Below are 26,028 nucleotides of genomic sequence, written 5' to 3' on the forward strand. Positions count from 1 at the left end.
GGGGGAGGATGGTGGCGCCATGCTCGAAGCGATCGGCCTGTCACCGGCCGAGAGCCGTCTGTACGCGATGCTCGTCGAGAATCCGCGGTCATCGGCCGCCGAGCTCGCCACGCACTGCGGGGTGTCGACGCCGCTGGCCGCGCGCATGCTCGCGGGGTTCGCCAGGCGCGGGCTGGCCAGCCGGCTGCCGGGCCGCCGCGCCCGGTACGTGGCGGTCGCTCCGGACATCGCCATCCGGCCGATGCTCAGCCGCCAGGAGGAGGAACTCCACCAGGTGCGGACCGCCATCCACGACCTCACCACGTCGTTCCAGCGCGCCTCGCGCTACGCCGCGCACCCGGCCGAGCAGGTGGAGGTGGTCATGGGCACCGACAACATCATCAGCCGGGCGTACGCGCTGCAGGAGAGCGCGCAGACCATGTTCCGCAACATCGACAAGCCCCCGTACGTCATGCCGGACCTGTCCGGCAATACGGAGCGCGAGCTGCGGATGCTCCAGGCGGGGGTCGACTACCGCAGCGTCTACGACCTGGAGGCGCTGGCGATGCCGGGCCGGCTGGAGCTGATCCAGGCCGCGGCGGCGCGCGGTGAGAAGATACGCGTGGTGACGGACGCGGCGGTGAAGATCTGGATCGCCGACGACGCGCTCGCGTTGATCCCCATCCGCAGCGGGGCGTACTCGATCGACGCGGCGTTCATCCTGCACCACTCGGCGCTGCTGGACGCGCTGATCGCGCTGTTCGAGCGGGAGTGGCGGCGCGGCTTCCCGTTACGCACGGCGCCCCGGCCGCCCGCCGACGGGCCCGACGATCTGGCCAGGGACCTGCTGGCGCTGATGGCCGGGGGATTGACCGACGAGGGCATCGCGCGGGCGCTCGGGCTCGGGTTACGCACCGTGCAACGCCGCATCCACGACCTCATGCAGGAGCTGAACGCCATCACCCGCTTTCAGGCGGGGATGGCGGCCAGGGAGCGCGGCTGGATCTGACGGCTCAGCGGTGGCCCGAGATGGCGATCCGGACCAGGTCGCGGCCGCGCACGCCGTACAGGGCCCGTCCCGAGGGGTCCAGCGCCAGCTTCGGCTCACCGCCGAACCACTGGCCCGCCAGGCCCTCGACGATCGTCTTCGCGGTGAACGTGGCCAGGTCCAGCTTGTACACCTTGTCGCCGTCGGTGCAGTAGGCGACGCGGCCGGTGACGAACAGCTCGCCGCCCTTCGCGCCCACCTTGAGGGTCCTGGTGACCTTCCTGCGGATCAGGTCGAACTCGAACACCTCACCCGTGCTCGCCATGCCGTACAGGGTGATCGGGCCCAGCGCGAGGGAGGAGATGTACCGCGCGCCCGCGATCGGCTCGACCTGCCACAGCAGCTTCCGCTTGACCAGGTCGAACGCGGCCAGCCTGGCGCTGGTCGTGACGGGCGGCAGGCCGAGGCCCTCCTGGGTGGTGGTGCCGAGGTAGGCGGTGCCTCGGCGGGCGGTGACGGAGTAGACGGTCTGCCGCTCGACGGCGGGCCGGAGGGTCTCGTACTTGCCGGTGCGCGGCGAGTAGAGCGACAGCGCGCCGTTCATGTGGCCGGGCTCCGGCTGTGTGGGCATCACGATCAGGCCCGTCCTGGAGTCGTAGGCCAGGTCACGCGGGCGGTCCTGCTCGTTGCCGGTGCGGGCGAGCAGCTTCGGCTCCGCGTCGCCCGGCCGGTAGGAGTAGAGCGCGGCCTGGGTGTAGACGCCGATGTAGGTGGTGCGGTCGACGGTCAGCAGCGTCTTGGGCTCGCCCGCGATGCCGAGCCTGTTCACCTTGCCCGTGGCCAGGTCGTGGATGTCGGCGCCGCCCTTGCCGCCCACGTAGACGCGGCGGCCGTCGGAGTGGACCGACATCGGCTCCTCCGGCGCCGCCTTGAGCCCGCGCTGCACCAGGTTGAGGTAGTCGAGGGTGCCCGTCGCCGGGTCGTACACGAAGACGGCGCTGTCCTGGATGCCGTACACGCGCCCCTCGTGGGCCAGCAGCCGGTGCGTGAGCGCTTCGAAGTACGGCACGCCGAGCACTTCCAGCGTGCCCGTGGCCAGCTCGTAGCGGTAGAAGGTGCCCGAAGGGCGGCCGGCGAAGTAGACGTAACCGTCATGGATCAGGACCGCGACGATGTACTTCTCGCCAGGGGCCGTGGCCTTGACGACCTTGTAGCCGGCGGGCGCGGCCTTGTCGATGACGACCAGCTCGGCGAGGGAGTTCATGCCGCCGGCGATATGGGTGTCGGAGATGTTCATGCTGGACACCCAGTCGCGGTCGGACAGGGCGGCCGGGAGCAGCTCCCGCTTCTCGCCGGTCGTCCGGTCGATCGCGATGAGGTGGGCGTGGGAGCCGACGCCCGCGTAGACGTACTTGTCGTCGGCCTGGATGCTGCGTACGTACGCCTCGCCGGGGGCGGGCTGGCCCAGGTCGCGGCTGGTGCCCGTCGCCGGGTCGTACTCCCAGACGCGGCCGGGCTCCGAGGTGCCCATGTAGACCTTGCCGTCCGGGGAGGAGGCCATGGTCCAGATGTAGTGGTCGGGGTACTCGGCGACCTTCGTCACCTGGCCCGCGACGGTGTCGATGCGGTAGAGGTCGGAGCGGGCGTGCGTGCCCACGTAGACGTCGGTGCCCACCCGGCACATCGCCCAGACGCCCACGCCGGTCGGGATGTCGTAATGGGTGGTGACCGCATCCTTGGCCAGGTCGTAGGCGCCCACGACGTTGGGGGACAGGCCGCGGGAGCCCACGTACAGGACCCCGCCCACGAACTCGCCGTTGCCCAGCGGGCTGGCGACGCTCGCGGGCCCGAGGCCGGTGACGGTGCCCTCGGGCTCGCGGGCTGACTGGGCTTCGGCGGTCTGGGCCTGGGCGGCGCGGGCCGGTATGGCGGCCAGGGAGACGGCCGCGGTGGCCGCTTGCAGGAAACGACGACGGGGGATCATGGGCGGCTCCCTTGGTGAAGTTTCGCCGCACGCTATAACGGACCGGGCCGTAATGTCCAGATCGTTGTTGCTGCGGCTAGGTCGCCGCCAGGCCGAACAGTTCCGCCGCGTTGCGCCACGCGACCCGCTCGGCCGTCTCGCCGGTGAGGTTCGCCGCGGCGACCGCGCCGAAGGCCGACGACGGGTCGATCAGCGTCGAGTCGGTGCCGAACAGCAGTTGCCGGGCGTCCACGTTCGCCGCCACCTCGGCGATGCGGCCCGCCGGGGCGTGGGACCAGCAGGGCTCCAGGTAGAGGCGGTCGCAGGCGCGGGCCGCCTCGATCGCGTACCTGAACCCGTCGGCGCCCATGTGCCCGGCGATCACCCTGAGCCCCGGCGTGTCGAGGCAGACCTGGGCCAGATCGAGCACCGAGGCGCCCCAGGTGTGGACCAGCGCCGGGCAGCCCGCCGAAGCGACCAGCTCGAGGGCGTCGCGCAACTGCGGCGAGGTGACGGGCGAGCCCGTGTAGTCGGTGTGGATCTTGACGCCGACGAATCGGCCGGTCGGCAGGTATTCGCGCAGGTCGCGGTCCGCCTCTCGCAGCCGGCGCGGGTTGACGGTGACGTAGCCGAACAGCCGCTCCAGGCCGTCGCTCTGCCCGCCCAGCGCCGTGGCCAGGGCGCGGTTGCCTGCCGGGGCGTCGTAGATGACGGCTTCGGTGGACGACACGACGGCCCGGTCGATGCCGTAGCGGTCCATGGTGGCCAGGGTGGTCCCGGCCACGTCCATGGTGAAGAACCAGGGTCCCCAGTGAGCGTGGACATCGATGATCATCCGAGCAGCCTCCTGGCGTTGCCGCCCGCCACGGCGGCCACCTGGTCGGCCTTCAGGCCGCTGGTCGCCAGCCTGAGCAGGGGGACGAGGGGTTCGTAGTGCGGGGTCCGAGAGCCGTACAGCAACCGCTCGGCGCCGAGCTCCGCGGCGACCGTCTCCAGCGCGTCGGGGGAGTTGAGCAGGCGGGTGGAGGTGTGGAAGCCGGGCTCGTCGGCGGCGGCCACCAGGAAGTCGCCCAGGTGGTAGAAGTGCGTGTCGAGGAAGACCACGCTGACGTCCAGCCCGGCGAACGGCTGCCAGAACCTGCGCACGTCGCCACCGGTCAGCACCGCCATCTCCAGCCGCGCCGCCTGCCGGGCGACATGCCGGACCGACGGAAAACCGGCCTCCACCCCCTGCTCGTCCGGGAACAGCCGGACCGCCCTGACCCCCGCCGCGGCCAGGCGGTCCATCTCGCGGCCCGCTCCCACGGGATCGCGCAGATCCACCACCCCGACCGGCACGAACCCCACCGGCGCCCCTTCCGCCTGCCCGCCGACCGCCGCACCTTCGCCGGCCGCCGCCTCTTCGCCGGTCGCCGTCAGGGCGAGAGTCGCGTCGTTGCTCGAGCGCATGTCGAAGAGCGCCGCGCGCAGGCTCGCCACCGCGCCCGCCCGGATCCGGTGCTCCGCCAGCATCGCCTGTACGGAAGCCGGCGTCCCGGGCGGTCCGTCACGGTCCGGGTAGGCGCCCACGAGCACGTCGACGTCCAGGGCCACCTCCAGCCCACCGATCAGCCCCCAGGCGTCGAACGCCATACCGGCCTTGTCCCTAATCGCCATGCGGGCAATCATGCCATTGACGAACAGCGCACATAAGATTACGGTCAGGGCCAAAATTGCTCAAGAACGAACGCGAGGCCCACATGCTCCGCTCCCTCCTGGTCGTCGTGGCAGGCCTGTTACCCGCACTGCTCACCGCTCCCACCGCTGCCGCCGCCGTCGCCGTCGATTGTGACAGCCCGGGGGTGGAGACGTTCGGGCCGGCATCGGTCACCGGCGCGATCGTCGGCGCCGTCGTACACGAAGGACACGCCTACGTCGTCGAACGCGGCCCCAAACCGCCCGTACTGGCGGACATCGACCTGGCCACCCGCAAGGTCGTCAGGAGCGTCACGCTCCCCGACGGACCGGCCGTGGGCGAGGCGGAGGGCGGCTGGGCCACCGCCGTGTCCGGCGGCAAGATCTATGTCGGTACGTACCCGGTGCCCGACCTCTACAGCTTCGACCCGGCGACGGGTGAGGTGAAGCGGCTGCACTCGTTCGGGAAGAACGGCGGTTTCGTCTGGAGCCTGACCGCGGCGCCCGACGGCACTCTCTACGCGGGGACCTATCCGGACGGCAAGGTCTGGGAGTACGTCCCCAGCACCGGCGCGGTCCGCGACTTCGGCGTGCTGGTACCCGGTGAGCGATACGTCAGGGCGGTCGCCGCGGACGCCGAGCACGTCTACGCCGGCCTGCTCGACAAGGCCCAGCTCATGTCGATCGACCGGGCGACCGGCGCGGTCACGCGGCTCGCCACCGGCCCCACGGGGTTCGGCGCCGTCGCGGAACACGGCGACCGCGTGCTGGCGGCCAGCGGCGGCACGCTCATCGACGTGCGCAAGGACGGCACCGACGCCAAGCAGCCCACCCTCGCGGAGGGCAGCCTGGACATGCTCACGGTGGCCGCCGACGGCACCGTCTACACCACCACCCGCCCGGACGGCGCGGTCTACCGCTACCGGCCCGGCGACACCACGCTCACGAAGATCGCCGAACCGCCTTCCCCCGGCGACGAGACCAGGCGGCTGCAACTGCTCGACGACAACACCCTGTTCGGCGTCTCGGGCAGCGGCGGCATGTGGTGGCTCGACCTGCGTACGGGCAAGTCGGAGTTCGTGGACCTGATCGAGGCCGGACTGCCCGCCGGCGCCGAACGGCCGCAGAGCATGCTGCTCGTGCCCAACCGCGCCCTCTACATCGGTGGTCACTTCTCGATGGAGGTCCGCGACCTCCGTACGGGCGACAAGCGCAGGTTCCGCCTGCCCGGCGAGCCCAAGGACCTGGTGCGGCGCGGTAACAAGATCTACGCCGCGATGTACCCCAGCGGCCAGATCCTGTCCATCGACATCCGCACCGACGAGGTGCGCGGGCTCGGCTACCTGGGCCACGACCAGCAGCGGCCGTGGGACATCGAGTACGACCCGCTGACCGACAAGCTCCTGGTGGCCAGCGCCCCGCTCGGCGCGAAGCTCTCGGGAGCCCTGTCCGTGGTCGACCCGGACACCGGGAAGATGGACGTGTACGTGGACGTCATCCCCGGTCAGAGCCTGATGAGCCTCTCGCTGGGCTTCGGCGTCGTCTACCTGGGCGGCGACGTGCTGGGCGGTGGCGGCACCCCGCCGGTCAAGACCTCCGCCTCGGTGGCGGCCTTCGATCTGCGGAAGCGCAAGGTGCTCTGGCAGATCGATCCCGTGCCCGGTTACCGCACGTTCCAGGACATCAAGGTGAACCACGGGCTGCTGTACGGGGTGTACAAGCGTGACTCGGGCGCCTGGATCGCGCTGGACCTGAAGACCAAGCAGGTGGTCCACCAGGGCAAACTCTCCGGCTACGGTGAGCTGACCGTACATCGGGGCAAGGTGTTCGTGTCCACCTTCTTCGGCGGCGGCAACGCCTACGAACTGGGCACCACCGAAAAGCTGCTGGCCACCGGCCTGGGCGACGAGTGGTACACCAACCCCCAGCTCCACTTCGAGCCCGGCTCCTGGCGAGCCTGGGCCCTGGTGGGCAGGAACCTGGCCAGGATCAGGCTGAACCCCGCCTGCCCGCCCTTGACCGTCCCGACGACCGCTGGTTAGATTTCGGTCTGTGCCGAAATTAGTGATCGATGCCCACCGGCTCATCGGCCCCGTACCGTTCGACGATCTGCCGTCGGATCCCCGGGCCGAGATGGACCGGCTGGGCATCGATCGGGCCTGCGTGACCCACACGCTCAGCCTCTATTCGGACGCGGAGGCGGGCAACGAGGCCCTCCTCCGGCTGGACGACCCCCGGCTCATCCCGGTGCCCGTCGTGGTGCCCGGCGTGCCGGGGGCGTCCGCGCCCGCCGACCTCCACCAGGTGCTGGCGTGGAACGTCCGCATGATCAGGCTCTGTCCAGAACGGCACCGCTTCGACCTCACCGGCCCGATCGCCCTGCGCTGGCTGGCCGCCCTGGCGCTGCCCGTGGCGATCGACCTGGAGGAGACCTCGCCCGCCCAGCTCCACACGCTGTTCACCCGGCTGCCCGAACAGCGCGTTCTGCTGCTCAACCCCGGCTACCGCCGCCTGCGCGCGGTGGCCGAACTGATGGCGGAGACCCGCCGCGTCTGGCTGGAGATGGGCACCGTGAACACCCAGGGCGGCGTCGAATGGCTCGCCCACCGGTTCGGGGCGGACCGGCTCGTCTTCGGCACGGGCGCCCCGATCGCCGACGACTGCGGCCCCCGCTTCCTCCTCGACCACCTCGCCCTGGAGCCGTCCGCCGTCGACCTGATCGCCGCCGGCTCCCTGAGCGGGCTGCTGTGATCCTCGACGCGCACGGCCACGTGGGCGACTGGCCCGACTTCCTCATCCCCGACCCGTCCGCGGAGGGGCTGGTGGCCACGATGGACCGGATCGGCGTCACGGCGATGGGCATCAGCCACCTGCTCGCCGTCGGCCCGGACGCCGAACGCGGCAACCGGCTGGCCATCGAGATCGCCGAGCGCTTCCCCGGCCGGTTCGGCGTCTGGCAGGTCTACAACCCGCACCACCGCACACCTCTGAGCTCCGTGCGGGCTCTGGACGGGATTTGGGGCGTCAAGCTGCATCCCGACGTACACCAGTGCCGCCTGGACGATCCGCTCTACGAGCCGGTGTGGGACCTCGGCCTGCCCGTTCTCGCCCACGCCCAGACCGACTCGCCGTGGAGCGACCCGGCCCAGTTCGCCGCCGTCGCGGCCCGCCGTCCGGAGGTGCCGCTGCTGATGGGGCACACCGGGCTCTGGCCGTACGGCTTCGCCCGCGCGGCCCGCCTGGCGGCCGACCACCCGAACGTCTACCTGGAAACCTGCGGCTCCAAGATGACCGGCCGCTGGATCGCCCGCCTCGTCGCCATGATCGGGGCGGACCGGGTGGTGTTCGGCTCGGACGCCTGCTTCCTCGACCTCCGCACCGGCCTCGGCCGCATCGCCCTCGCCCCGCTCACCGCCCCGGACCGCACCCTCGTCCAGGGCGCCAACCTCGCCCGCCTCCTCGCTCTTCCCCCATGATCGCCTTCCCCCGACGCCCGTCTTCCCCTCAACGCCCCGCTTTCCTCCGACGCCCGTCTTCCCCTCAACGCCCCGCCTTCCCCCGACGCCCTCTTCTCCTCCACGACCGTCTGCCCCGACCTCGCATCGAAAGGGATGCTTGCCGTGACACTCGCCCTCCACGGTGGTGCGCCGGTCCGCTCGGCGCCCTGGCCCGCGTGGCCGCCGCCGCTCGACCCGGCCCAGCGCGCCCTCGTCACCGAGGTCCTGGAGAGTGGCCGGTGGGGCGCCACCCAGGGCGGCTCCGCCGTCACGGACCTGGCCGCCGCGTTCGCCCGCAGGTCCGGCGTGCCGTACGGCGTGGCGGTCGGGAACGCGACACTGGGGCTGTTCGCCGCGCTCCGCGGACTGGGCGTGGGGCGCGGTGACGAGGTGATCGTGCCCGCCTACACGTTCGTCGCCTCGGCCACGGCGGTGCTCCTCGCCGGAGCCACGCCCGTGATCGCCGACGTGAACCCGGTGGACCTGCACCTGTCACCGGAGGCCGTCGAAGCGGCGCTGACCGGCAGAACGGCCGCCATCATGCCCGTCCACCTGGCCGGCAGCCCCGCCGACATGGACCCGCTCAACGCGCTGGCGGCCCGCCACGGCCTGGTCGTGGTCGAGGACGCGGCCCAGGCACACGGCGCGACCTACAAGGACCGCCCGATCGGTGGCTTGGGCGACGCCGGGGTGTACAGCTTCCAGGCGAGCAAGGCCATGACAGCGGGGGAGGGCGGCCTGATCGTCTGCCGCGACGAGGCCGCGTACGAGGCGATCTGGTCGGTCTGCAACCTCGGCCGCAAACGCGGCGGCCAGTGGTACGGCCACCCCACGATCGGCTGGAACCTCCGGCTCACCGAGATCCAGGCCGCCCTCCTCCTGCCCTGGCTCGACCGCCTCGACACCGAGATCGACCGCCGCGAGTCCTTCTGCACCGCCGCCGAACACGCACTCACCGAACACGCACTTACCGAACACGCACTCACCGCCGAGTCGCGGGTAACGCACGGTGGTGAGCCGGTGGGCGTGCGGCTGCCGTACGGCCGTGAGTTGCCCGTGAGTGTGGTGCCGCAGCCGCCGGGCACCACTCGTGACTCCCGCCACCTGCTCATGCTCCGCGTCCACGTGCCGGTGGACCGGGAGTTCCTGCTGGCCGCGATGGCCGCCGAGGGGGTGCCGCTCGATGCCGGGTACCCGCCGCTCGGGACGTTCGAGGCGCTCGCCCAGGAGGGTGCTCGCGCGGAGCCGTGCCCGGCCGCCGAGGCGGCTGCTCGGGAGGTGGTCTGGGTCCGGCAGTCTATGCTCATGGACGATCCCCGCCACGCCGTCCACCTGGCCGAGGCCCTGGCCAAGGTGCTGGCCGCCATGCCGCCGCGCGATCAGGCGTGACCTCCGCCGTCATCCAGGACCGTGCGCACGCCCTCCGGGGCCGTCCTCCAGGGCCGTGATCCGGGGTCGTCCTCCAGGATCGTCTTCCGGGGCCGTCATCCGTGCCCGCTCAGTTCGGTCAGTGGGGCTCCGGGAGCGCTCTGATCGTATTTTTCAGGAAATCTGGCGATCGGGTAGCGATGGAGGATCTCCTCCGGGATGGCGAAGGCATCCACGAGGAGCAGCGCGTACGGCGCGAGCCGCGCGATGGCCTCATCGAGGACGATGGGGAGCTGCTCGACGTGCTCGGCCGACAGGTGGCCCGCGGCCATCAGGCTTCCACTGTGCGGGGAGATCCGCCGCAGGGTGAAGACCCGGTGGAGGAGGTGGAGCAGGTCCTGCCCGGCGGCGTCCGGGACGTCGGCGGCGGCGTTCAGCAAGGCGTCCCCTGCCAGCCGCTGGGCATGGGCGGCGACGAGTTCCAGTGCGGGGTTCGTGGCGGCGTTCCAGCGGTTCAGGGGGTGGGGGTCGGCGCATCGCGCCAACGCGGCGCGGGCCCGCCGGTCCCAGATGTGTTCGAGGCAGACCATCAGGTGGTGCAGGAAGGCCGGATTGGTCAGGACCGGGGCTGGAGCGGGCGGAGGCGTCGGCGGCGGCTCCTTCAGCAGCATCTTTCCCGAGGCTTTGAGCCAGATGGGCAGGTTGTCGCCTTCGGCGGTGATGGGCAGCTCGCTGCCGGTCAGGAAGTCGGCCAGCCCGTTGACCAGGAACAACCCCTGGGCGCCGCAGCGCTCGCGGCACTCGATCAGCACGTCCCTGCACTGCCAGGTGATCCACCCCTTGGCGATCGCCACCAGGTTCTCGGCGGGGCCGCGGTCGTGCGCGGAACGAGCCGCCCACCGCCGTACCGCGGTCCTGTGCAGGAGCGTGGCGGCGTACACGGTGGCCAGCGCGTCGAGCAGCCGGGCGTGGTGGCTGCGATAGGCGAACAGGGGCACGCTGCCGCCCGCGCCCTGGGTGAGCCCGGAGGTGTGCCTGGTGTGCGCGTAGCGGATGGCGATGGCGACCGCGGCGCGGGTGCCGCCCAGGCTGGTCGCGCTCATGCAGAGCTTGCCTTCGGTGACGCGGCCGATCGAGTACAGGAACCGTCGTCGGCGCTCGACGTCGCCGGCGAAGGAGCCGTCCGGAAGGATCCGGCCGTGGTCTGACTCCAGCAGGGCGTGACGGGGCAGCCGAACGTGGTCGAACCCCGTCAGGCAGTGGTCGATCGGACTGCCCATCCTTTCGGGCAGCCACTGGATCTCCACCCCGGGAAGCGGTCCTGACGCGTCGCTGAGCGGGGTGAGGAAGAGGAACACGCCCTCGTCCTCGCCGTCGACGATCAGGCGGGCGGCGACCAACGCGGTCTTCGGGCCGCCGATCGCGCTGGTGTTCGGCATGAACTTCCGGGCGCCGGGATTGGGGGTGTGCAGGTCGAAGCACCCGGCGAGCGGGTCGTAGACGGCGGTGGTCTCCAGCTCGGCGGCGCTGTTGCCGTGGGCGAGCTCGGTGCACAGGAACGTCCCGGTCCGCTGGAGCGGGGCGTAGTCGCGCAGGCTGCGCCGCTCGTGCGGGGCGTGGTCGTACAGGCTGCCCAGGAACAGGTTGTAGTGGATCCCGGCGAGCATGGTGGTGCCGCAGTCCACAGGGCACGCCCATTCATGCAGGGCGGTGAGCGACTCGATGTCGGACACGAGGTCCTCGACCGACCGCACGCTCTTGTCGACGTGCCTGAGCCGTTGGTAGGACCGGCGCATGCGGTCGTCCGGAGACAGGTCGGCGTTGTCGCGGAAAGGCTCGGAGGCGAACAGGCGACGCCACGGTTCGTGGACTTCGCCGAAGCGCTGTCCGAAGAGCGCCGCTGTGAGTGCTGATACGTCCGTGAAGCCCAAGAGGGAGCCCTCCAGAGAGAAGACGGCGCACCCCCGTGGGTGGGGGTGCGCCGTGCCCATCAGAAACCGTGTCAGTCAGAACCTGCCGAACAGGGCGTTGGCCGGTGCGTCCGGATCGGTTCCGAGGAAGTACTCGGCGGATGCGCGCTGCAGTTCGTCGCGTGTCAGGTGTCCCTTCGCCTCCTCGTCGAGCAGGGCGAACGCCTCGGCGCTCTCGTCCGCCGGGACGCCGAACCCGTGCGTGAGGCCGCGGGCGAACTCCTCGCCGGTGATCCGGCCGTCGCCGTCCGTGTCGGCGATGTCGATCAGCGCGTCGAGCAACGGCCGGATGCGTTCGTAGCCGTCGGACTCGTCGAGGACGCCCTGGGTGAAGCCGTCGATGTACTCGGCGAAGGTGACGTGCCCGTCGTCGTCGGCGTCCATGGGCTTGATGACGTCCTCCCAGAACCGGCGGTACGTCGCGCGGACGGCCTTGTGCGCGGGCGATCCGGGCACCAGGCCGAACGACGCGCTGACGCCGTCGGCGGTGGCGAGGTAGTCGGCCAGTTCCAGGGTGTCGCTGCCGTCGCGGTCCATCAGCACGAAGAAGTGCCGCAGTTTGCGCTCGATGAGATCAGCCATGGGGTGCCCCTTGCCTTGACGGTTCCTTTACTTATTGTGATCACTTGATCACTGTAAGTAAAGATGCCTTGGGGCTGATCACGCGCTATTGACACCCTCGGAGCCGCGTTTCACGATCACAGCAGCTCATGGCTCCATGCCTGGTCACCTACACGGTCGACCCCATCTGGGTGAACGGCTTCTCGGCTTCGGTCGCCGTCACCAACCGCAGCATCATCCCGCCCACCGGGCAGGTCACGATGGAGCTCCCCGAGAACGCGGCCGCCCAGATCGCCTGGAACGCGATCCTGACCGTGGGCAATCAGTGGCGCCCCGTGCTCACCCTCCCGGCGTATCACCCCAATGTGGTGATCGGCGAGACGTACACGTTCGGGTTCAACGGCACCTACACCGGCGTGTACGACCCCGCGTACGGCTTCAGGCTCGACGGCCCGCTCTGCGACGTGGTCTACAACTAGAGGAGGTGAAACGGCGGGCCTTGTGCGCAGCCGGGCGGGGTGTTGTTGCCGCTGACGTCGAAATCAGCGCAGGTGAGGAACAGATGATTGAATTTGCCGAGCAGGAAGGCCAGGACTCCGACGACGATTATGACAGCGATGGCCCGCAGCCGGTGCAGTGCGGGAAGTTCGGCGTATTCGGGCAGCAGGATTCTCGTCAGAAGCCAGGCCAGGGCCGGCGCGCCCGCCAGGGTGAGCACCACCTCGAAATAGTGGAGGTAGCGAAACCCGTGCGTTCTCGGCGCCAGGACGGCCAGCACGATCCAGGTCGAGGGGAGTGCCAGCGCGGCCCAGCCTGCCCAGGGCAGGGCGCGTCTGCTGCGCAGCAGCAGGCCCGAGAGCAGCATGGCCGCGGCCACGGCCCAGATCCCCATCACGGCGTCGAAGAAGATGGCGTCGTACGCGCCGAGCGTGAACGCGGGCCACCAGATGGCGAGTGTGCCACCCGCCGATGCCGCCGCGGTGGCCCGGAGAGCGGGGTCTATTTCGGGGAGGCCGCGCTTCCTTTGCGGGCTGGAATCGCCGGACGCTCCACCCACCATGTCCACTCCGACCACTCAACACCAGCCACCGGAAACGAGTCGCCGGACTCACGCTCGCTGTTCGACAATATAGAGACGTGCACCGCATTCCTGGCTCGGCAACTCACCATGCGTACCGAGAAATGAATTCGGACCGCTGAACCTGACGCCGCGCACGGGCGACGCCGGCGGCCGGCCGGAAGCCCGGCCCGGCTGCGGGCCACCAACAATCGCTGCGACACCCGCGCCGGTCAGGTGATCGCGACCGGGTTCACGTTCACCTGCGTCGACCCGACGTACAGAGGCTGTCCGAGTACGAAGAGAAACTCGTAGACGTTGTCGCGCACGAGCGCCCTGGTGTCGATCAGTTCGAGGTTGTAGATGCCGTTCTTTGCCAGCAGGAACTGATTGACCGGGAACTCCTGTCCATCCTTGGCCGGGTAGATCTCGGAAGCCCATGTGTCGCCGCCGAACGCGACGATGTCCTGCGCGGCCAGCCACTCGGCCGCCTCCATACCGATGCCGGGCTCGACGGTGAGGAACTTCTCGTCGTCCTTGCCGATCAGTTCGAGCCATCCGGTGTTGAACAGCACCACATCACCGGTGCTGAGTGTGAGGTTCTCGTTCTTGAGCACCGCTGTGATGTCGGCGACTGTGAACTCGGTGTCCTCCGGAACGATCGGCTGGCCGTAGTAGGCGACCATGTCGAGTACGACACCACGCGTGACGAAGGGCGGCACCTTCTCGATTCCGAGCTTCGTGACACCTTCGACCGTGACGAAGTCCGTGGCTCTGTTGCCGTTGTAGTAGGTGTAGTCGATGCCTATGTGACCGATGCCGTTGAGCTGCGTGCCCACGCCCGTCCACCCGTTGACCAACTCGTCGTTGAAGGTGAATTTGTTCTGTGCCTTGGCTGCGCCGCCGGCTTCGTCCGGCTGCACGTTGTAGAGATGGAAGCTGCGATGCCGGAACGCCGGCAGATGCTTGTCGATCGGCACTCCCAGCGGATACGACCTGCCCGTCTTCACAAGCCTGACCGCCTTCAGAGCGATCTCCGGGGTGATGAGGTTGGCAGCGCCGATCTCGTCGGCTGCGCCGTACTTCGAGGGGTACCAGTCGTGGCCGGACTCCCGATCGCTCATCTTTCTGCTCCTTGTTGTTGTGGTGAATGTCCGCCGTACAGCAGTTGGCGCATGTCGAGCTCGCGTTCGTGTTCACCGCCGGAATGCAGCGTGTATCTCATGCAGAGCCACGTACCCCGACCTGCCGATACTCACCAGGCGTGGCGGGAAGAGAGTGCGGCAAACGCCCTGATGAGGAGACATGGGCGCTCGACTGCTCGGGGCCCATAGATCTACTTTGTAAAGGCGAGCCGCCGCGTGGGTTGCCGTCCTTCAACAACACAAACCCCCGTGCCTGTACGGCAAGCCAACGCACCCGCCACCCGCCGCCCAGGGCGGAGGGCCCTCCAGGAAGACGGCCTCTGACCCGCACGTGGCGGGCCGCCGTGACGGCCCGCCGAACCCGGTGGCGTGGTAGCGCGCGACCCGGGCCACCCGAGCGCCGATGAGACTCGAAGCGAAGATCAACAGTTGACGTTGACCAGATCGGCCCGCGCCCGCGTGTCGTCGGCGTCGAACCATTCCTGCTCGGTGGCGAACCAGACCCGCCACCGGGGTTCAAGCTCAGGACCATCGCGCTCGACCACCCGACGCAGCCGCACGTCTTCGGGAGCCTCCACCCAGATGGTGAACGCCAGCAGGTGAGCCGCCGACCTGCGGGCCGTGCCCACGCCTTCGATGATCAGGACCGGCGCGGCAGGGACCGTGATCAGGTCGGTGTATTCACCGCGTACCCAGTCATAGCGGCGGAACGCGCCCGGGAGTCCACGCTGGAGCGGCCGGAGCACCTGCGTGTCGAGGGCGTCGAACCAGCCGCCGGGGCCCTCGTCCCACGGGACCGGGAAGTCGTCGCTGTGCACCACCTGGCAGCCGAGTTCGGCCGCCAGTTCGCCCGCGAACGTGGTCTTGCCGGATCCGGCGGGGCCGTCGACGGCGACCAGGCGGACCGGCCCGCACGACGGATCGAGTGCCTGGATGCGACGGGCGGGCGATTTCACGGCTCCCAGGGTAGGTGAAGGGAACACGGAGCCTGAAAGAATACTCTTTCGCCACGAACGCGATTCTGGAGGCTGACCTTGTCCGGACCCCTTGGCGACATTGTGGTGCTGGATCTGTCCAGGGCACTGGCGGGCCCGCATGCCGCCCAGATGCTCGGCGATCTCGGCGCACGGGTGATCAAGGTGGAGCATCCGGACGGGGGTGACGAGTCTCGGGGTTGGGGACCGCCCTTTGTCGGGCCGGATCACGATATTTCCACTTATTTTCTGGCGGCGAACCGCAACAAACAGTCCATCGCCGTCGACCTGAAGTCCGCCGAGGGCAAACGGCTGGTCGAGCGGCTGGTCCGGCAGAGCGACGTGCTCATCGAGAACTTCCGTACCGGCGTGCTCGACCGCTTGGGCTTCTCCATCGAGCGGTTGCACGAGCTCAACCCGCGCCTGGTCATCCTGTCGATCACCGGGTTCGGCCACGACGGGCCCGAGGGCGGGCGGCCGGGCTACGACCAGATCGCCCAGGGCGAGGCCGGTCTGATGTCGCTGACCGGCCCCTCAGCCGACCAGCCGTACCGTGTCGGCGCGTCCATTGCCGATCTGCTGGCGGGCATCCACGGCGCGTACGGCGTGGCCGGAGCACTCTACGAGCGGGAGCGGACCGGCAAGGGCCGGGTGGTGCGCACCTCCCTGCTGGCCGCTGTCACCGGGGTGCACTCCTACCACGGCACCGCGTGGACCGTGGGCGGTCAGGTGCCCCGCGCGAACGGCAACCACCACGCCTCGATCGCCCCCTACGGCGCCTTCCATTGCGCCGACGGGATGCTGCAGATCGCCGCCGCCAACGACGGTCAGTGGAAGAAGGTGGCAGCCCTACTGGACATAGATCCAAATATGGCTAAATATGCGACGAACAGGGATAGATTCGCGCACCGGGATGAGCTGATCGCCGACATGGAGAAGGCTCTGGTCGCGCACGACCGCGGCCACTGGCTGGCAAGGCTGGGCGAGGCCGGAGTGCCCGCGGGCGCGATCCGGTCGATCGACGAGGTCTACTCCTGGGACCAGACCCGCTCGCAGGGCCTGGTGATCGAGGTGGACCACCCCGTACTCGGCCGCATCGAACTGCCGGGCCCGCCCCTGCGCTTCGAGAACGGCCCAGAAGACAACAGCCCAGAAGACAACGGTGCCGAGGTGGTGCACACCGCGCCGCCCGCGCTGGGCCAGGACGGCGACGCCGTGCTCGGCTGGCTCGAAGAGCGCGAGGGGTGATGCGGATCAGGTGGCACCGGCGGGCATTCTCGTGCGTCAGCCTTGCAACATCGCCGGATAGTAGGGAGCCATGGTGAGCCGTCCGGACGCGCGCACGCTGATCGAAACGGTCCTCGACGCGGGATCGTGGAAGTCGTGGGACGCGCCGCCCGCCGATCCGGTGGCGCCGGGCTCTTCCTACGCCGACGAATTGGCCACGGCCCGCGCCAAGTCCGGCTACGACGAGTCGATCATCACCGGGGAGGGTCTTCTCGACGGACGCCGGGTCGCCGTCGTGGTCTCGGAGTTCTCGTTCATGGCCGGGTCGATCGGGGTGGCGGCGGCCGAGCGGGTCGTCGTCGCGGCCGAGCGGGCCACCCGCGAGCGGCTGCCGCTGCTGGCCGCGCCCGCCTCGGGCGGCACCAGGATGCAGGAGGGCGCGCTCGCGTTCGTGCAGATGGTGAAGATCACCGCGGCGGTGCAGGCGCATCGCGCGGCGGGCCTGCCGTTCGTGGTCTATCTGCGGCATCCGACGACCGGCGGGGTGTTCGCGTCGTGGGGGTCGCTCGGGCATGTCACGGCCGCGGAGCCGGGGGCGCTGATCGGGTTCATCGGGCCGAGGGTGTTCGAGTCGCTGCACGGCTATCCGTTCCCCGAAGGCGTACAGGTGGCGGAGAACCTGCACGAGCACGGGCTGGTCGACGCGGTGGTGTCGGCCGAGGACGCGCGGGAGATCGCGATCAGCGCGCTGAAGGTGCTGTGCGCCGAGCGCACCGGGCTGGTCGCCGGCGAGCCGCCCGAGGAGGATCTGCGGCCGGTGGAGGCGTGGGAGGCGATCACCCGCTCGCGCCGCGACGACCGCCCCGGCGCGCGCACGCTGCTCAAGCTGGCCGCCACCGACGTGACCCCGCTCACCGGCAACGGCGCGGGCGAGAACGAGCCGGGCCTGCTGCTGGCGCTCGCGCGGTTCGGCAGCGCGCCGGCCGTCGTGCTCGGCCAGGACCGGCGCAGGGCGCGGCCCAACTCGCCGCTCGGCCCCGGCGGGCTGCGGATGGCCAGGCGCGGCATGCGGCTGGCCGCCGAGCTGGGGCTGCCGCTGGTCACCGTGATCGACACAGCGGGCGCGGCGCTGTCGAAGGCGGCCGAGGAGGGCGGGCTGGCCGCGGAGATCGCCCGCTGCCTGGCCGACCTGGTCATGCTCAACGCGCCGACGGTGTGCCTGCTGCTCGGCGAGGGCGCGGGCGGTGCGGCGCTCGCCCTGCTGCCGGCCGACCGGGTGCTGTGCGCCCAGCACGCGTGGCTGTCGCCGCTGCCGCCGGAGGGCGCCTCGGCGATCCTGTATCGCAGCGTGGACTTCGCGCCGGAGATCGCCCAGTTGCAGGGGGTGCGCGCCACCGACCTGCGGCGTGACGGGATCGTCGACCGGGTGATCCCGGAGGTGCCCGACGCCGCGTACGAGCCGCGCGCGTTCTGCGAGCGGGTGGGGCGGGCGCTGGAGTACGAGATCGTTGAGCTGCTGGCGCGGAGCCCGGCGGACCGTCGTACGGCCCGCCAGGCCCGTTACCGCAACCTGGGCGGTTAGTCGTCCAGCTCCTTCGGTTCGTACGTCCAGAGCACGCGGCCGTCGGCGGCGTAGCCGGTGAACCGCATGCCCGGCCAGAACAGCCCTTGTTTGGTATCCGCCTTGGGCACCGTCCCGGCGAACAGCACCACGCCCTGCCCCCAGGGGTCGGGCACCGTGCTCGCGGTGGCGTGCCGGCCGCCCTTGAGCGTGACGTCGACCTTGGCTGTGCCCGGCAGGGTGAAGCCGTACCACTGCCCCAGGTGGGACGACCAGTTCAGCGGGCGCTCCGGGGCGGCGACCAGGTCGCTCAGCTTCCCGCCCGGAGCGGGCTGGAAGGAGCCGGGCTGTTCCTTGCCGTCCTTCCACCACTTGACGCATGATCCGTCGTGGAGGTCGGCGGTGAGCCCGCCGTCGAAGACGTGGCCGGCGTCCAGGGGCTTCTTGTCGCCCCAGCACCACTGACGGCTCAAGCGGATCTGTTCGAGTTGCTTGCCCCGCACCTTGTACGTGAACGCGCCGATCTTGGCGTCGAGCGGGTACTTGACCCACCACACGGGCGCGGGCAGGTCCTTGCCGCGTATCAGCGTGGCGGGCAGGCGCCGTCCGTCTTCCAGGACCGCGTCGACGGACAGCCAGTCGTCCTCGGCCGTGCCGAAGGAGACGACGCTGCCCGGCAGCGGCAGGTAGGTCTTCACCTCGTTGCGGGAGAACGAGCCGAACGGAGCTTGTGGCTTCACGCTGGAGCAATTGAGCTGGGGCACGCCTTCGTAGGCGGTGCCACCGGAGGCGCACAGCTGCAGGTCGTTCTCCACGCCCTTATAGGGGTATGTGCCGAACAAGAGCTGTACCGGCCCGTTGCTGAAGTCGTCGGTGCCGGGGACGGGGATGGGCTCACCGGTCGGCTTGAAGGCCGACTTCGGCTGCCTCATACGACGCGGGTAGTCCTTGCGCCAGAGCTGCTTGCCCGCGGCGTCATAGCCCGCCACCCAGCCGCCGGCGGTCCAGTCGAGCCGCGCCAGGCGTGCGACGGTGAACAGGTTGCGGTCGAGGCCCCACGGATCCGGGACGCCCTCCACGGTGATCGGCGCGTCGGAGCCGGTCGTCAGCACGATCTTGGCGGTGTCCCTGCCCGTGGCGGTGTAGATCAGGCCCTCGTCGGAGAAGATCGCCGGCACGGGGTCCGGTGTCGGATCCTTCGTGTCCAGGTTGATCCAGCCGAGCTCTTTGCCCTGGCGGAACCAGAAGATCCTGCGGCCCAGGACCTTGAAGTCGTAGGGGCGCACGGTGACCTCGCCGGGCAGTCGCATCGCCTGGCCGATCGGCGTGCCCCTCCGGCTCTCGTGAATGAGGTAATTGGGCGACGTGTCCGAGCCCTGCCTGCCCTTGGCGTCGGTGAATTCCACCTTGGACACCCGGTCCCGGGCCGACAGCGCCAGCGTCCAGATGACCATCGGGGCGCCCTCGGACCGGTGCAGGGTGGCCTCCACCCGCCTGCCGTCCGTCAGCACGGCCGTGACCTTCGTCACGTCGGTCTGGGTCAGGCCGTAGTCCACGTAGGCGGACGGGGCGTCGGTCCGGGTGGAGCCCTCGTACGTGCCGCTGCGTTCCATGATCTCGGCCATTCGCAGGTCGTGGCACGAGCCGAAGGCAGCGCTGTCCGCGGGCTGGGCGACGTAGCACACCAAGGGAGCGCCGGCCCGGTCCCGGGCGAACCACAGACGCAGCGGTTTGCCCTGCGCCGGATCGTCCACCAGCACCTGCTCCCCAGCCGCCGTCTTGCCCTCCATGAGCTGTGTGTAGACCCCGTCGGGATCGTTCGCGCTGTTGCGGCCCAGGCCCCCGTTGAGCAGGAAGGGGACGAAGACAGCGAGCAGGGCGATGGGCAGGGCGGCCAGCAGCCACCGCCCGCGGGGCACCGGCGGGGGAGTGCGGCGCTGGACTTCGACCCAGGCGTTCGGCCTGGCCGGGAAGGTCTGGGCGCGGGCTTCGAGCGCCGCGCGCAGCCGTGCTTCCAGATCGCTCACTGGTCCTCCTCCTTGAGCGCCTTGCCCAGCGCGGCCAGGGCCCTGCTGGCGTGGGTCTTGACCGAACCGGCCGAGACGCCCATGACGTCGGCGATCTCGCGTTCGGACAGGTCGAGCCAGTAACGCAGGACGAGGGCCTCGCGCTGCCTGCGCGGGAGGCGGTCGAGCGCCGTCAGCAGTTCGCGGTGCTCCTCGGCGACGATCACCGCGTGCTCGCTGCTGTGTTCCGGCTCTGGAGGATCGGGGCGGCGTAACCGGACCAGCCTGAGGTGCCGCAGGCGGTTGCGGGTGAGGTTGCAGACGATCGTGCGCAGGTAGGCGACCGCCGCCCCGTCGTCGCGCAGCCGCCTGACGTGCAGCCGGGAGAACGCCTCCTGGGCGATGTCCTCCGGGTCGTCGGCGCCGAGCAGCCCCGCCAGCCGTACCAGCGGCTGGTAGTGGGCGGCGAACAGTTCGGCGAATGACGGCTGCGCCATGGTGGAGGAGTCGATCACAGTACAAAGACACCCAAGGCGGGTGTCGGTTGACTAGGGGACCGGAATCCGTTCGACGCGGATCGAGAAGACCTCCTCGCGGGGCACCACGACCTCGTAGGCGCCATGGTCGACCATCCAGTAGCCGAGTGCCTCCGCCTTCATGCCGCTGTGCCCCGTGTAGGCGATGTGCAGGCCGTCGTCGTCCTCGTCGAGCACGATGCACGGCTCGCCGCCGAAGGCCCCCACGGTGCGGATCAGCACCAGCCATTCGAGCTCGGAGCGGTTGACCGAGCGCCGCCAGTAGCCGCCGGAGCCCGCCTCGAACCCGTCGAGCTCCTCCTCGCTGAACAGCACGACCTGGTCGCTGTCGGGGCCGAGCGCGGCGGGCAGCGTGCGCTCGGCGAAGCGGGCGACGAAGCCGGAGGCCACGGGGGTGATGTCGTCGCTCATGTGGCGGGCCGCCAGGTGAGCCCGTCGTAGGCGGCGAAGGGGCGCTCGTGCTCGCGCGTGATGTGCACGATCTCGGCGCCCGCGGGGATGGGGATCGGCGTGGTGTGGAACTGCGGGATCACGTGGTCGCGTGAGGTGGTGAACCCGTTTCCGGCGAACGGCGGCGTGTCGCTCCAGTCGCCGCCCATATGAGGTCCGTACGGGACGGCGTAGGTGTCGGCGTCGCGGGCGTACCAGCGCATGACATAGAGCTCGGGCACGTCCGCCGTCAGCTCCGATCCCTCGAAGGAAAGGTCGAGTCCGTAGTAGAGCTGCCTGGGAGTCGTCAGCCGGGCGCAGTCCTGCAACCGGTAGACGTAGCCGGAGATGACCGTGCGTTTACCCGAAAGGTAGGGCACGAGCAGACGCGGCGGGACGACCTTCTGCATCTGCGTTCTGCTCACTGTTCCACTTTACGATCGCTGGACACCTAGTACGCGATGTTCCAGACATGGCAGGGCGGTCCTGGCCGCGGCGGTCACCTCGGGGTCGACCTCCACGACCTGGATGCCCGGGCCGGTGCCCAGGTCCGCGCGGACCACGCCGAGCGGATCGACCAGCATGCTGCGGCCTACCCCGAATCCGTCAGTCGACTCGGCCGGATTGGGCGCCTGCCCGACGGCGGCGGTCCACGTCGTGTTCTCCAGCGCCCGCGCCCGCACCAGCGTGATCCAGTGGTCCTCCTTGAGCGGGCCCGACCCCCATGCGGCGATGACCGCGAACAGCTCGGCGCCCTGGTCGACCAGGGCCCTGGCCAGCTCGGGGAAGCGGACGTCGTAGCAGGTGATCAGCCCGACGCGGAGCCCCGCCAGCTCCACCACGACAGGCTCGGCGCCGGGGGCGACCAGCTCGGACTCCTTCGCGCCGAAGGAGTCGAACAGGTGGATCTTCCGGTATGTGGCCTGGATGGCGCCCTGCGCGTCGATGGCCACGGCGGTGTTGTGCACCCGGTCCGGGCCCGGCTCGAACACGCCGGCGATCACCGCGACGCCGTGCTCGCGGGCCGCCTCGGCCACGCCGGAGACGAACGGCCCGTCGAGCGGCTCGGCCAGCTCGGTGATGCGGCTGCCGTAGCGGGTCAGCGTCGCTTCCGGGAAGATCGCCAGGTCGGCGCCGTCGGCTTTGGCGAGCGCTTCGCGGACCCTCTTGAGGTTGGCAGACGGGTCAGGAGACACCGGGATCTGGCAGAGGGCGATTCTGGTCACGGCCCGACTCTAACCGGTTGGGCACCCGTCGAAACCAGGTCAGGCATCGCCACATCCACTCGAGCGGGCCGTACCTGTACTTCGACTGCCACCACACGCTGAACGGAACCTGTACGGCCAGCGTCGCCATCGCGACCGCGAGCACCGAAAAGCGGGTCGGATCGGTCTTGAGCAGGTGGCCCGTCAGGAAGATCACCAGCGTGCCGGAGACGTAGTTGGTCAGCGCCATCCGCCCGAGCGGCTCCAGCACCGCCGACAGCGGCGCCGCCCACCGGGCCCGCAGTGCCAGCAGCAGGCCGGTGGAGTAGGCGGTGGCTCCGGCGAGCGCGGCGACGCTGTAGAGCGTCCAGTTGCCGGAAGCGCCCGGGGCGCGGGTGACGAACCAGGCGGCGGTGAGCAGGGCGGAGGCCAGGGCGCTGACCGCGAAGACCGGCAGCAGCAGCCGCCCGGACGGGCGCGACTCCATCAGCGCCATGCCGAGCAGGAACAACGGCGGAATGAGAAACGGCCCGGCCCCGATCCGCACCGCCCACACGACCGCGGCCACTCCGAGAATCAGCATGGGCGGCCCACCGGCCAGGAACGAGGCGGGCAGCAGCACCAGCGCCCCGAACACCGCGTAGATCGTCAGCACCTCGCCGCTGTAGAACACGTGCTGGACCAGCCCGAAGCAGAGCAGCCAGAACAGCCGGCTCAGCAGCGCCCACCGCCCGGCCCGCTCCAGCACCAGGACGAAGCTGATGCCGAACAGCAGCGAGAAGATCGGGTAGAACCGGCTCTGGAACAGTGCCTCAAGGGTCCAGTCGATGCCGTTCCTGGGCTCGTGCACGGCGTGCTGCCAGGTGTTGACCAGCATGATGCCGCACACCGCGAAGCCGCGGAGCGCGTCGAGCTCTCGGATACGCCTCACAGCACCCAAGCGAACCACCATACGAGGAATCCGGCCGCCGTTACGGCGGACACCGCCTGCGGCTGGCCGGGTCGTCGCGCGAGCGCGCCGAGTGTCAGTACGGCCGACCCCACCGCCACCCAGGTGTACGGCCAGGCCGACGCGGGCAGGCCGACGGCCAGCGCGGTCTCGTTCTCCTGCACCAGGCTCCACACCGCCGCGCCGACCAGCCCCGTGAACGCCGTCCCGGTCAGCCCGGCGAAGGCGGCCAGCGCCCGGCCCTTCAGAGCTCCCGTGACGAACTGGATCAGCGACACCAGCGCGAACAGCGCGAACGGGGCGGCCAGCCAGGGGGACAGCGAGATCTGGTAGGGGGCGCCGGTCACCCGCACGTCGGCCGGGTTCAGCCGGGGGTAGACGGCGGCCTGCTCTGGTGAGCACGGAGCGGAGGCCGGGGTCGCCGCCGCTCCACCTGACGGGGTGTCCACGAAAGCGAGGATGTGGCGGCGGGCGCAGCCGTTGACCAGGAACACCGCGTGTCCCGTGCCCGCGAACTCCACGAAGCGGGCGTTGGGCAGGGCTTTGGCGGCGGGCTCACTGGTCCGGGTCGGTGTCGTGGGGTCGTACTGGCCGCCCACGACGAGCACCGGGGCCTTGGTCGTGGCGTTGACGGCCGCCGACTTGGGAAGCTTCCACGCATCACACACCGCTTTGTCACTATTTACGGTGAAAAGTCGGGATTTTGTGGTGAATGTGTTGGTCGGGACCTCGTCCTGGCACTGCACCGCGTGATACAGCCCGAACTCGTGCGAGACCAGCCCGTCGCCCACCGCGTCGGCCAGCGGGCGCAGCAGCTCGTCGTGGCCCTTGCCGAGCGCGTCGATCAGCGCGGGCGCCACGGCGATCACGTCGGCCTCGTGCAGCGCCTCCGCCATGATCGTCGCCACGTCGTCGCCGGTCAGCCGGGCGGTGAAACCGGTGCCGAGCAGCGGGTCGGTGGTCGGCACCCGGGCGGGGCGGGCGTTCAGCCGGGTCACCATCGCCTCGAACGGCTCGCGCAGGCCGAGCTTGGCCACGGTGTCGGTCAGGTTGCGGTCGGCGTCGTCGTACCAGCCGACGTTCTCCGGCAGGTAGGAGTCGAGCACCACCGACCGCACGCCCGCCGGATCGGCGGCGGCCACGTCCATCATGACCCGGGTCGAGTAGCTGACCCCGAACAGGTTCCAGGTGGGGTAGCCGAGCGTCGTGCGCAACTGGACGACGTCGGCGGTGATCTCCTTGGTGGTGTAGCCGCGCAGGTCCACGCCCTGCTGCCGGAGCCGCTCGCGGCACTTCAGCGCGGCGGCGCCGACGTCGGCCGACGGCTCGCGCAGCCGGTCCAGCATCGCCTCGGCCGTCTCCGGGCAGCCCAGCGTCGGCTGGGAGTACTTGCTGCCGCGCTGCTCCACGGTCACCACGTCGCGGTCGGGGAACATCTGGCTCAAGAACCCCGTCAACTGCATCGACGCCGAGGCCGGGCCGCCGCTCATGTAGACCACCGGGTCGGGCTTACGGTCCTTGGCCGTCGAGGTGTGCACGGCGTAGCCGACCTTGAGGGTCTTGCCCGGCGTGTCCCTGCGCTCGGGAACGACCAGGAAACCGCAGGTCGTGTGGTCGGGCACGGCGACGGGACACGCGCTCTTCCCGACATCGTCCGGGCCCATGACGGGCGGCACGGAGAGGGCTAGCGCCAGCAGGACCCGAATGATCACAGGAGGAGACTAATAGTCTGGGGCCGTGACGGAACCACTTGTATCCCGGATGCGCGCCTTCGGTACGACGATTTTCGCGGAGATGAGCGCGCTGGCCGTACAGACTGGATCGATCAACCTGGGCCAGGGGTTTCCCGACACCGACGGCCCCGCGGCGATGCTGGACCGGGCGGTGCAGGCCATCGTATCCGGCGCGAACCAGTACCCACCCGGCCCCGGCGTCCCGGAGCTGCGGCAGGCCGTCTCCGAGCACCGGGCCGCCCATTACGGCCTGAGCTACGCGCCCGACGGCGAGATCCTCGTCACGGTCGGCGCCACCGAGGCGATCGCGGCCACCGTGCTGGCGCTGTGCGAGGCGGGCGACGAGGTGATCGCGTTCGAGCCGTACTACGACTCCTACGCCGCCTCGATCGCGCTGGCCGGGGCGCGGCTGGTGGCGGTGACGATGCGGCCCGTGGAGGGACGCTTCACCTTCGACCCGGACGAACTACGCGCCGCCGTCACTCCGCGGACCCGGGCGATCCTCGTCAACTCCCCGCACAACCCGACCGGGACCGTGTTCACCCGCGCCGAGCTGACCGCCATCGCCGAGCTCTGCCAGGAGGCCGGGCTGATCGCGATCACCGACGAGGTGTACGAGCACCTGACGTTCGACGGGGTCGAGCACATCCCCCTGGCGACGCTGCCCGGCATGCGCGAGCGCACGGTGATGATCTCCTCCGCGGGCAAGACGTTCTCCGTCACCGGGTGGAAGACGGGCTGGATCTGCGCGCCTCCCGCGCTGATCACGGCCGTGCAGACGGTCAAGCAGTTCCTCACGTTCACCGCCAGTGCGCCGTGGCAGCTCGCGGTCGCGTACGGCCTGCGCCACGAGCTGGAGTGGGTGACGGCGCTGTGCGACGGGCTGCAGCACAAGCGGGACCGGCTGATGGACGGGCTGGCGACGGCCGGGTTCGAGGTGCTCAGGCCCTCCGGGACGTACTTCGTGCAGACCGACATCCGCCCGCTGGGCTTCAGCGACGGGCTGGAGCTGACCCGGCGGCTGCCGGAGCTGGTGGGGGTGGTGGCCATCCCGACGCAGGTCTTCTACGACCACCCCGACCGGGGCCGGCACTTCGTCCGGTTCGCGTTCTGCAAGAAGGACGAGGTCATCGACGAGGCGGTCACCCGTCTGAAGCGGCTGTCGGCATAGACGCCCCTCACGGAAGTGCATCTACCCGGTTACAG

24 protein-coding genes are annotated in these 26,028 nt (G+C 70.2%); 9 read left to right on the top strand and 15 right to left on the bottom strand.

All coding sequences use genetic code 11. The features are described 5' to 3' along the window. Positions 1 to 19 precede the first annotated feature (19 nt). Positions 20 to 988, top strand: a complete 969-nt coding sequence (locus tag KLK06_RS15235) for a helix-turn-helix domain-containing protein (protein WP_214636064.1) — start codon at positions 20 to 22, stop codon at positions 986 to 988. Between the two features lie 4 nt (positions 989 to 992). Here KLK06_RS15235 and KLK06_RS15240 read toward each other — a convergent pair whose 3' ends face one another. The 3 genes from KLK06_RS15240 to KLK06_RS15250 form a co-directional block, all read right to left on the bottom strand. Next, positions 993 to 2,951, bottom strand: coding sequence for a hypothetical protein (locus KLK06_RS15240; protein ID WP_214636065.1), 1,959 nt, complete (start codon positions 2,949 to 2,951; stop codon positions 993 to 995). 76 nt (positions 2,952 to 3,027) lie between these two features. Beyond that, positions 3,028 to 3,765, bottom strand: coding sequence for an amidohydrolase family protein (locus KLK06_RS15245; RefSeq protein WP_214636066.1), 738 nt, complete (start codon positions 3,763 to 3,765; stop codon positions 3,028 to 3,030). Next, the gene (locus tag KLK06_RS15250; RefSeq protein WP_214636067.1) at positions 3,762 to 4,586 is read right to left on the bottom strand and encodes an amidohydrolase family protein; all 825 of its coding nucleotides are present in this window, start codon (positions 4,584 to 4,586) and stop codon (positions 3,762 to 3,764) included. The genes KLK06_RS15245 and KLK06_RS15250 overlap by 4 nt, the downstream gene beginning before the upstream one ends. Before the next feature lie 83 nt (positions 4,587 to 4,669). On the opposite strand from KLK06_RS15250, the gene KLK06_RS15255 reads away from it, so the two are divergent. From KLK06_RS15255 to KLK06_RS15270, 4 genes are all read left to right on the top strand, one after another. Next, the gene (locus KLK06_RS15255) at positions 4,670 to 6,646 is read left to right on the top strand and encodes a PQQ-binding-like beta-propeller repeat protein (RefSeq protein ID WP_214636068.1); all 1,977 of its coding nucleotides are present in this window, start codon (positions 4,670 to 4,672) and stop codon (positions 6,644 to 6,646) included. Positions 6,647 to 6,656: 10 nt separating this feature from the next. Continuing rightward, positions 6,657 to 7,355, top strand: a complete 699-nt coding sequence (locus KLK06_RS15260; RefSeq protein ID WP_214636069.1) for an amidohydrolase family protein — start codon at positions 6,657 to 6,659, stop codon at positions 7,353 to 7,355. Beyond that, positions 7,352 to 8,080, top strand: a complete 729-nt coding sequence (locus KLK06_RS15265; RefSeq protein WP_214636070.1) for an amidohydrolase family protein — start codon at positions 7,352 to 7,354, stop codon at positions 8,078 to 8,080. Before KLK06_RS15260 ends, KLK06_RS15265 begins: the two co-directional genes overlap by 4 nt. Positions 8,081 to 8,224: 144 nt before the next feature. Further along, entirely contained in the window at positions 8,225 to 9,490 is a 1,266-nt protein-coding gene (locus tag KLK06_RS15270) for a DegT/DnrJ/EryC1/StrS aminotransferase family protein (RefSeq protein ID WP_214636071.1), read from the top strand. A gap of 95 nt (positions 9,491 to 9,585) precedes the next feature. On the opposite strand, the gene KLK06_RS15275 is transcribed toward KLK06_RS15270, so the two are convergent. Both KLK06_RS15275 and KLK06_RS15280 read right to left on the bottom strand, forming a co-directional pair. Further along, entirely contained in the window at positions 9,586 to 11,400 is a 1,815-nt protein-coding gene (locus tag KLK06_RS15275; protein WP_214636072.1) for an acyl-CoA dehydrogenase, read from the bottom strand. 75 nt (positions 11,401 to 11,475) lie between these two features. Next, positions 11,476 to 12,021 (bottom strand): EF-hand domain-containing protein, encoded by a 546-nt coding sequence (locus KLK06_RS15280; protein ID WP_214636073.1) that lies wholly within the window; start codon positions 12,019 to 12,021, stop codon positions 11,476 to 11,478. Positions 12,022 to 12,149: 128 nt separating this feature from the next. Here KLK06_RS15280 and KLK06_RS15285 point away from each other — a divergent pair, with 128 nt between their 5' ends. Next, positions 12,150 to 12,479: a cellulose binding domain-containing protein gene (locus tag KLK06_RS15285; protein ID WP_214636074.1), complete on the top strand. Its 330-nt coding sequence runs from the start codon at positions 12,150 to 12,152 to the stop codon at positions 12,477 to 12,479. Here KLK06_RS15285 and KLK06_RS15290 read toward each other — a convergent pair. The 3 genes from KLK06_RS15290 to KLK06_RS15300 form a co-directional block, all read right to left on the bottom strand. Then, a complete protein-coding gene (locus tag KLK06_RS15290; RefSeq protein ID WP_214636075.1) occupies positions 12,476 to 13,060 on the bottom strand; it encodes a hypothetical protein in 585 nt (194 codons plus the stop codon). The genes KLK06_RS15285 and KLK06_RS15290 overlap by 4 nt on opposite strands. A 230-nt stretch (positions 13,061 to 13,290) precedes the next feature. After that, on the bottom strand, positions 13,291 to 14,181 hold the full coding sequence (locus tag KLK06_RS15295) for a cyclase family protein (RefSeq protein ID WP_214636076.1): 891 nt from the start codon (positions 14,179 to 14,181) through the stop codon (positions 13,291 to 13,293). 443 nt (positions 14,182 to 14,624) lie between these two features. After that, positions 14,625 to 15,158: a uridine kinase gene (locus KLK06_RS15300; RefSeq protein ID WP_214636077.1), complete on the bottom strand. Its 534-nt coding sequence runs from the start codon at positions 15,156 to 15,158 to the stop codon at positions 14,625 to 14,627. A 78-nt stretch (positions 15,159 to 15,236) separates the two neighbouring features. Here KLK06_RS15300 and KLK06_RS15305 point away from each other — a divergent pair, with 78 nt between their 5' ends. Together KLK06_RS15305 and KLK06_RS15310 are read left to right on the top strand one after the other, a co-directional pair. After that, positions 15,237 to 16,424 (top strand): CaiB/BaiF CoA-transferase family protein, encoded by a 1,188-nt coding sequence (locus KLK06_RS15305; protein WP_214636078.1) that lies wholly within the window; start codon positions 15,237 to 15,239, stop codon positions 16,422 to 16,424. Positions 16,425 to 16,494: 70 nt separating this feature from the next. Next, positions 16,495 to 17,985 (top strand): carboxyl transferase domain-containing protein, encoded by a 1,491-nt coding sequence (locus KLK06_RS15310; RefSeq protein WP_214636079.1) that lies wholly within the window; start codon positions 16,495 to 16,497, stop codon positions 17,983 to 17,985. Here KLK06_RS15310 and KLK06_RS15315 read toward each other — a convergent pair. The 7 genes from KLK06_RS15315 to KLK06_RS15345 are packed head-to-tail and all read right to left on the bottom strand — an operon-like array spanning position 17,982 to position 24,801. Further along, positions 17,982 to 19,991 (bottom strand): hypothetical protein, encoded by a 2,010-nt coding sequence (locus tag KLK06_RS15315; RefSeq protein ID WP_214636080.1) that lies wholly within the window; start codon positions 19,989 to 19,991, stop codon positions 17,982 to 17,984. The two genes, KLK06_RS15310 and KLK06_RS15315, sit on opposite strands and share 4 nt — an antisense overlap. Beyond that, the gene (locus tag KLK06_RS15320) at positions 19,988 to 20,485 is read right to left on the bottom strand and encodes a SigE family RNA polymerase sigma factor (RefSeq protein WP_308168265.1); all 498 of its coding nucleotides are present in this window, start codon (positions 20,483 to 20,485) and stop codon (positions 19,988 to 19,990) included. The genes KLK06_RS15315 and KLK06_RS15320 overlap by 4 nt, the downstream gene beginning before the upstream one ends. Before the next feature lie 33 nt (positions 20,486 to 20,518). Next, positions 20,519 to 20,917, bottom strand: a complete 399-nt coding sequence (locus tag KLK06_RS15325) for a hypothetical protein (protein ID WP_214636081.1) — start codon at positions 20,915 to 20,917, stop codon at positions 20,519 to 20,521. After that, positions 20,914 to 21,360, bottom strand: a complete 447-nt coding sequence (locus tag KLK06_RS15330; protein WP_308168266.1) for a hypothetical protein — start codon at positions 21,358 to 21,360, stop codon at positions 20,914 to 20,916. Before KLK06_RS15330 ends, KLK06_RS15325 begins: the two co-directional genes overlap by 4 nt. Positions 21,361 to 21,369: 9 nt before the next feature. Beyond that, on the bottom strand, positions 21,370 to 22,161 hold the full coding sequence (locus KLK06_RS15335) for a carbon-nitrogen hydrolase family protein (protein ID WP_214636082.1): 792 nt from the start codon (positions 22,159 to 22,161) through the stop codon (positions 21,370 to 21,372). After that, complete coding sequence (locus tag KLK06_RS62320) at positions 22,121 to 23,071, bottom strand: DUF418 domain-containing protein (RefSeq protein WP_214636083.1); 951 nt, start codon at positions 23,069 to 23,071, stop codon at positions 22,121 to 22,123. Before KLK06_RS62320 ends, KLK06_RS15335 begins: the two co-directional genes overlap by 41 nt. Next, positions 23,068 to 24,801, bottom strand: a complete 1,734-nt coding sequence (locus KLK06_RS15345) for an alpha/beta fold hydrolase (RefSeq protein WP_214636084.1) — start codon at positions 24,799 to 24,801, stop codon at positions 23,068 to 23,070. Before KLK06_RS15345 ends, KLK06_RS62320 begins: the two co-directional genes overlap by 4 nt. Before the next feature lie 25 nt (positions 24,802 to 24,826). Between KLK06_RS15345 and KLK06_RS15350 the strand changes: the two genes are divergently transcribed. After that, positions 24,827 to 25,993: a pyridoxal phosphate-dependent aminotransferase gene (locus KLK06_RS15350; RefSeq protein WP_214636085.1), complete on the top strand. Its 1,167-nt coding sequence runs from the start codon at positions 24,827 to 24,829 to the stop codon at positions 25,991 to 25,993. Positions 25,994 to 26,028: the final 35 nt, after the last annotated feature.

This window comes from Nonomuraea sp. NEAU-A123 (assembly GCF_018603905.1).
Lineage (GTDB): Bacteria > Actinomycetota > Actinomycetes > Streptosporangiales > Streptosporangiaceae > Nonomuraea.

What these genes read in the sequence shown, in the direction of transcription:
- KLK06_RS15290 (WP_214636075.1), bottom strand. Translation starts at nt 13,060, where the DNA reads ATGGTGGGTGGAGCGTCCGGCGATTCCAGCCCGCAAAGGAAGCGCGGC.
- KLK06_RS15285 (WP_214636074.1), top strand. Translation starts at nt 12,150, where the DNA reads ATGGCTCCATGCCTGGTCACCTACACGGTCGACCCCATCTGGGTGAAC.
- KLK06_RS15255 (WP_214636068.1), top strand. Translation starts at nt 4,670, where the DNA reads ATGCTCCGCTCCCTCCTGGTCGTCGTGGCAGGCCTGTTACCCGCACTG.
- KLK06_RS15245 (WP_214636066.1), bottom strand. Translation starts at nt 3,765, where the DNA reads ATGATCATCGATGTCCACGCTCACTGGGGACCCTGGTTCTTCACCATG.
- KLK06_RS15235 (WP_214636064.1), top strand. Translation starts at nt 20, where the DNA reads ATGCTCGAAGCGATCGGCCTGTCACCGGCCGAGAGCCGTCTGTACGCG.
- KLK06_RS15240 (WP_214636065.1), bottom strand. Translation starts at nt 2,951, where the DNA reads ATGATCCCCCGTCGTCGTTTCCTGCAAGCGGCCACCGCGGCCGTCTCC.
- KLK06_RS15250 (WP_214636067.1), bottom strand. Translation starts at nt 4,586, where the DNA reads ATGGCGATTAGGGACAAGGCCGGTATGGCGTTCGACGCCTGGGGGCTG.
- KLK06_RS15325 (WP_214636081.1), bottom strand. Translation starts at nt 20,917, where the DNA reads ATGAGCGACGACATCACCCCCGTGGCCTCCGGCTTCGTCGCCCGCTTC.
- KLK06_RS15295 (WP_214636076.1), bottom strand. Translation starts at nt 14,181, where the DNA reads ATGAGCGATCGGGAGTCCGGCCACGACTGGTACCCCTCGAAGTACGGC.
- KLK06_RS15310 (WP_214636079.1), top strand. Translation starts at nt 16,495, where the DNA reads ATGGTGAGCCGTCCGGACGCGCGCACGCTGATCGAAACGGTCCTCGAC.
- KLK06_RS15280 (WP_214636073.1), bottom strand. Translation starts at nt 12,021, where the DNA reads ATGGCTGATCTCATCGAGCGCAAACTGCGGCACTTCTTCGTGCTGATG.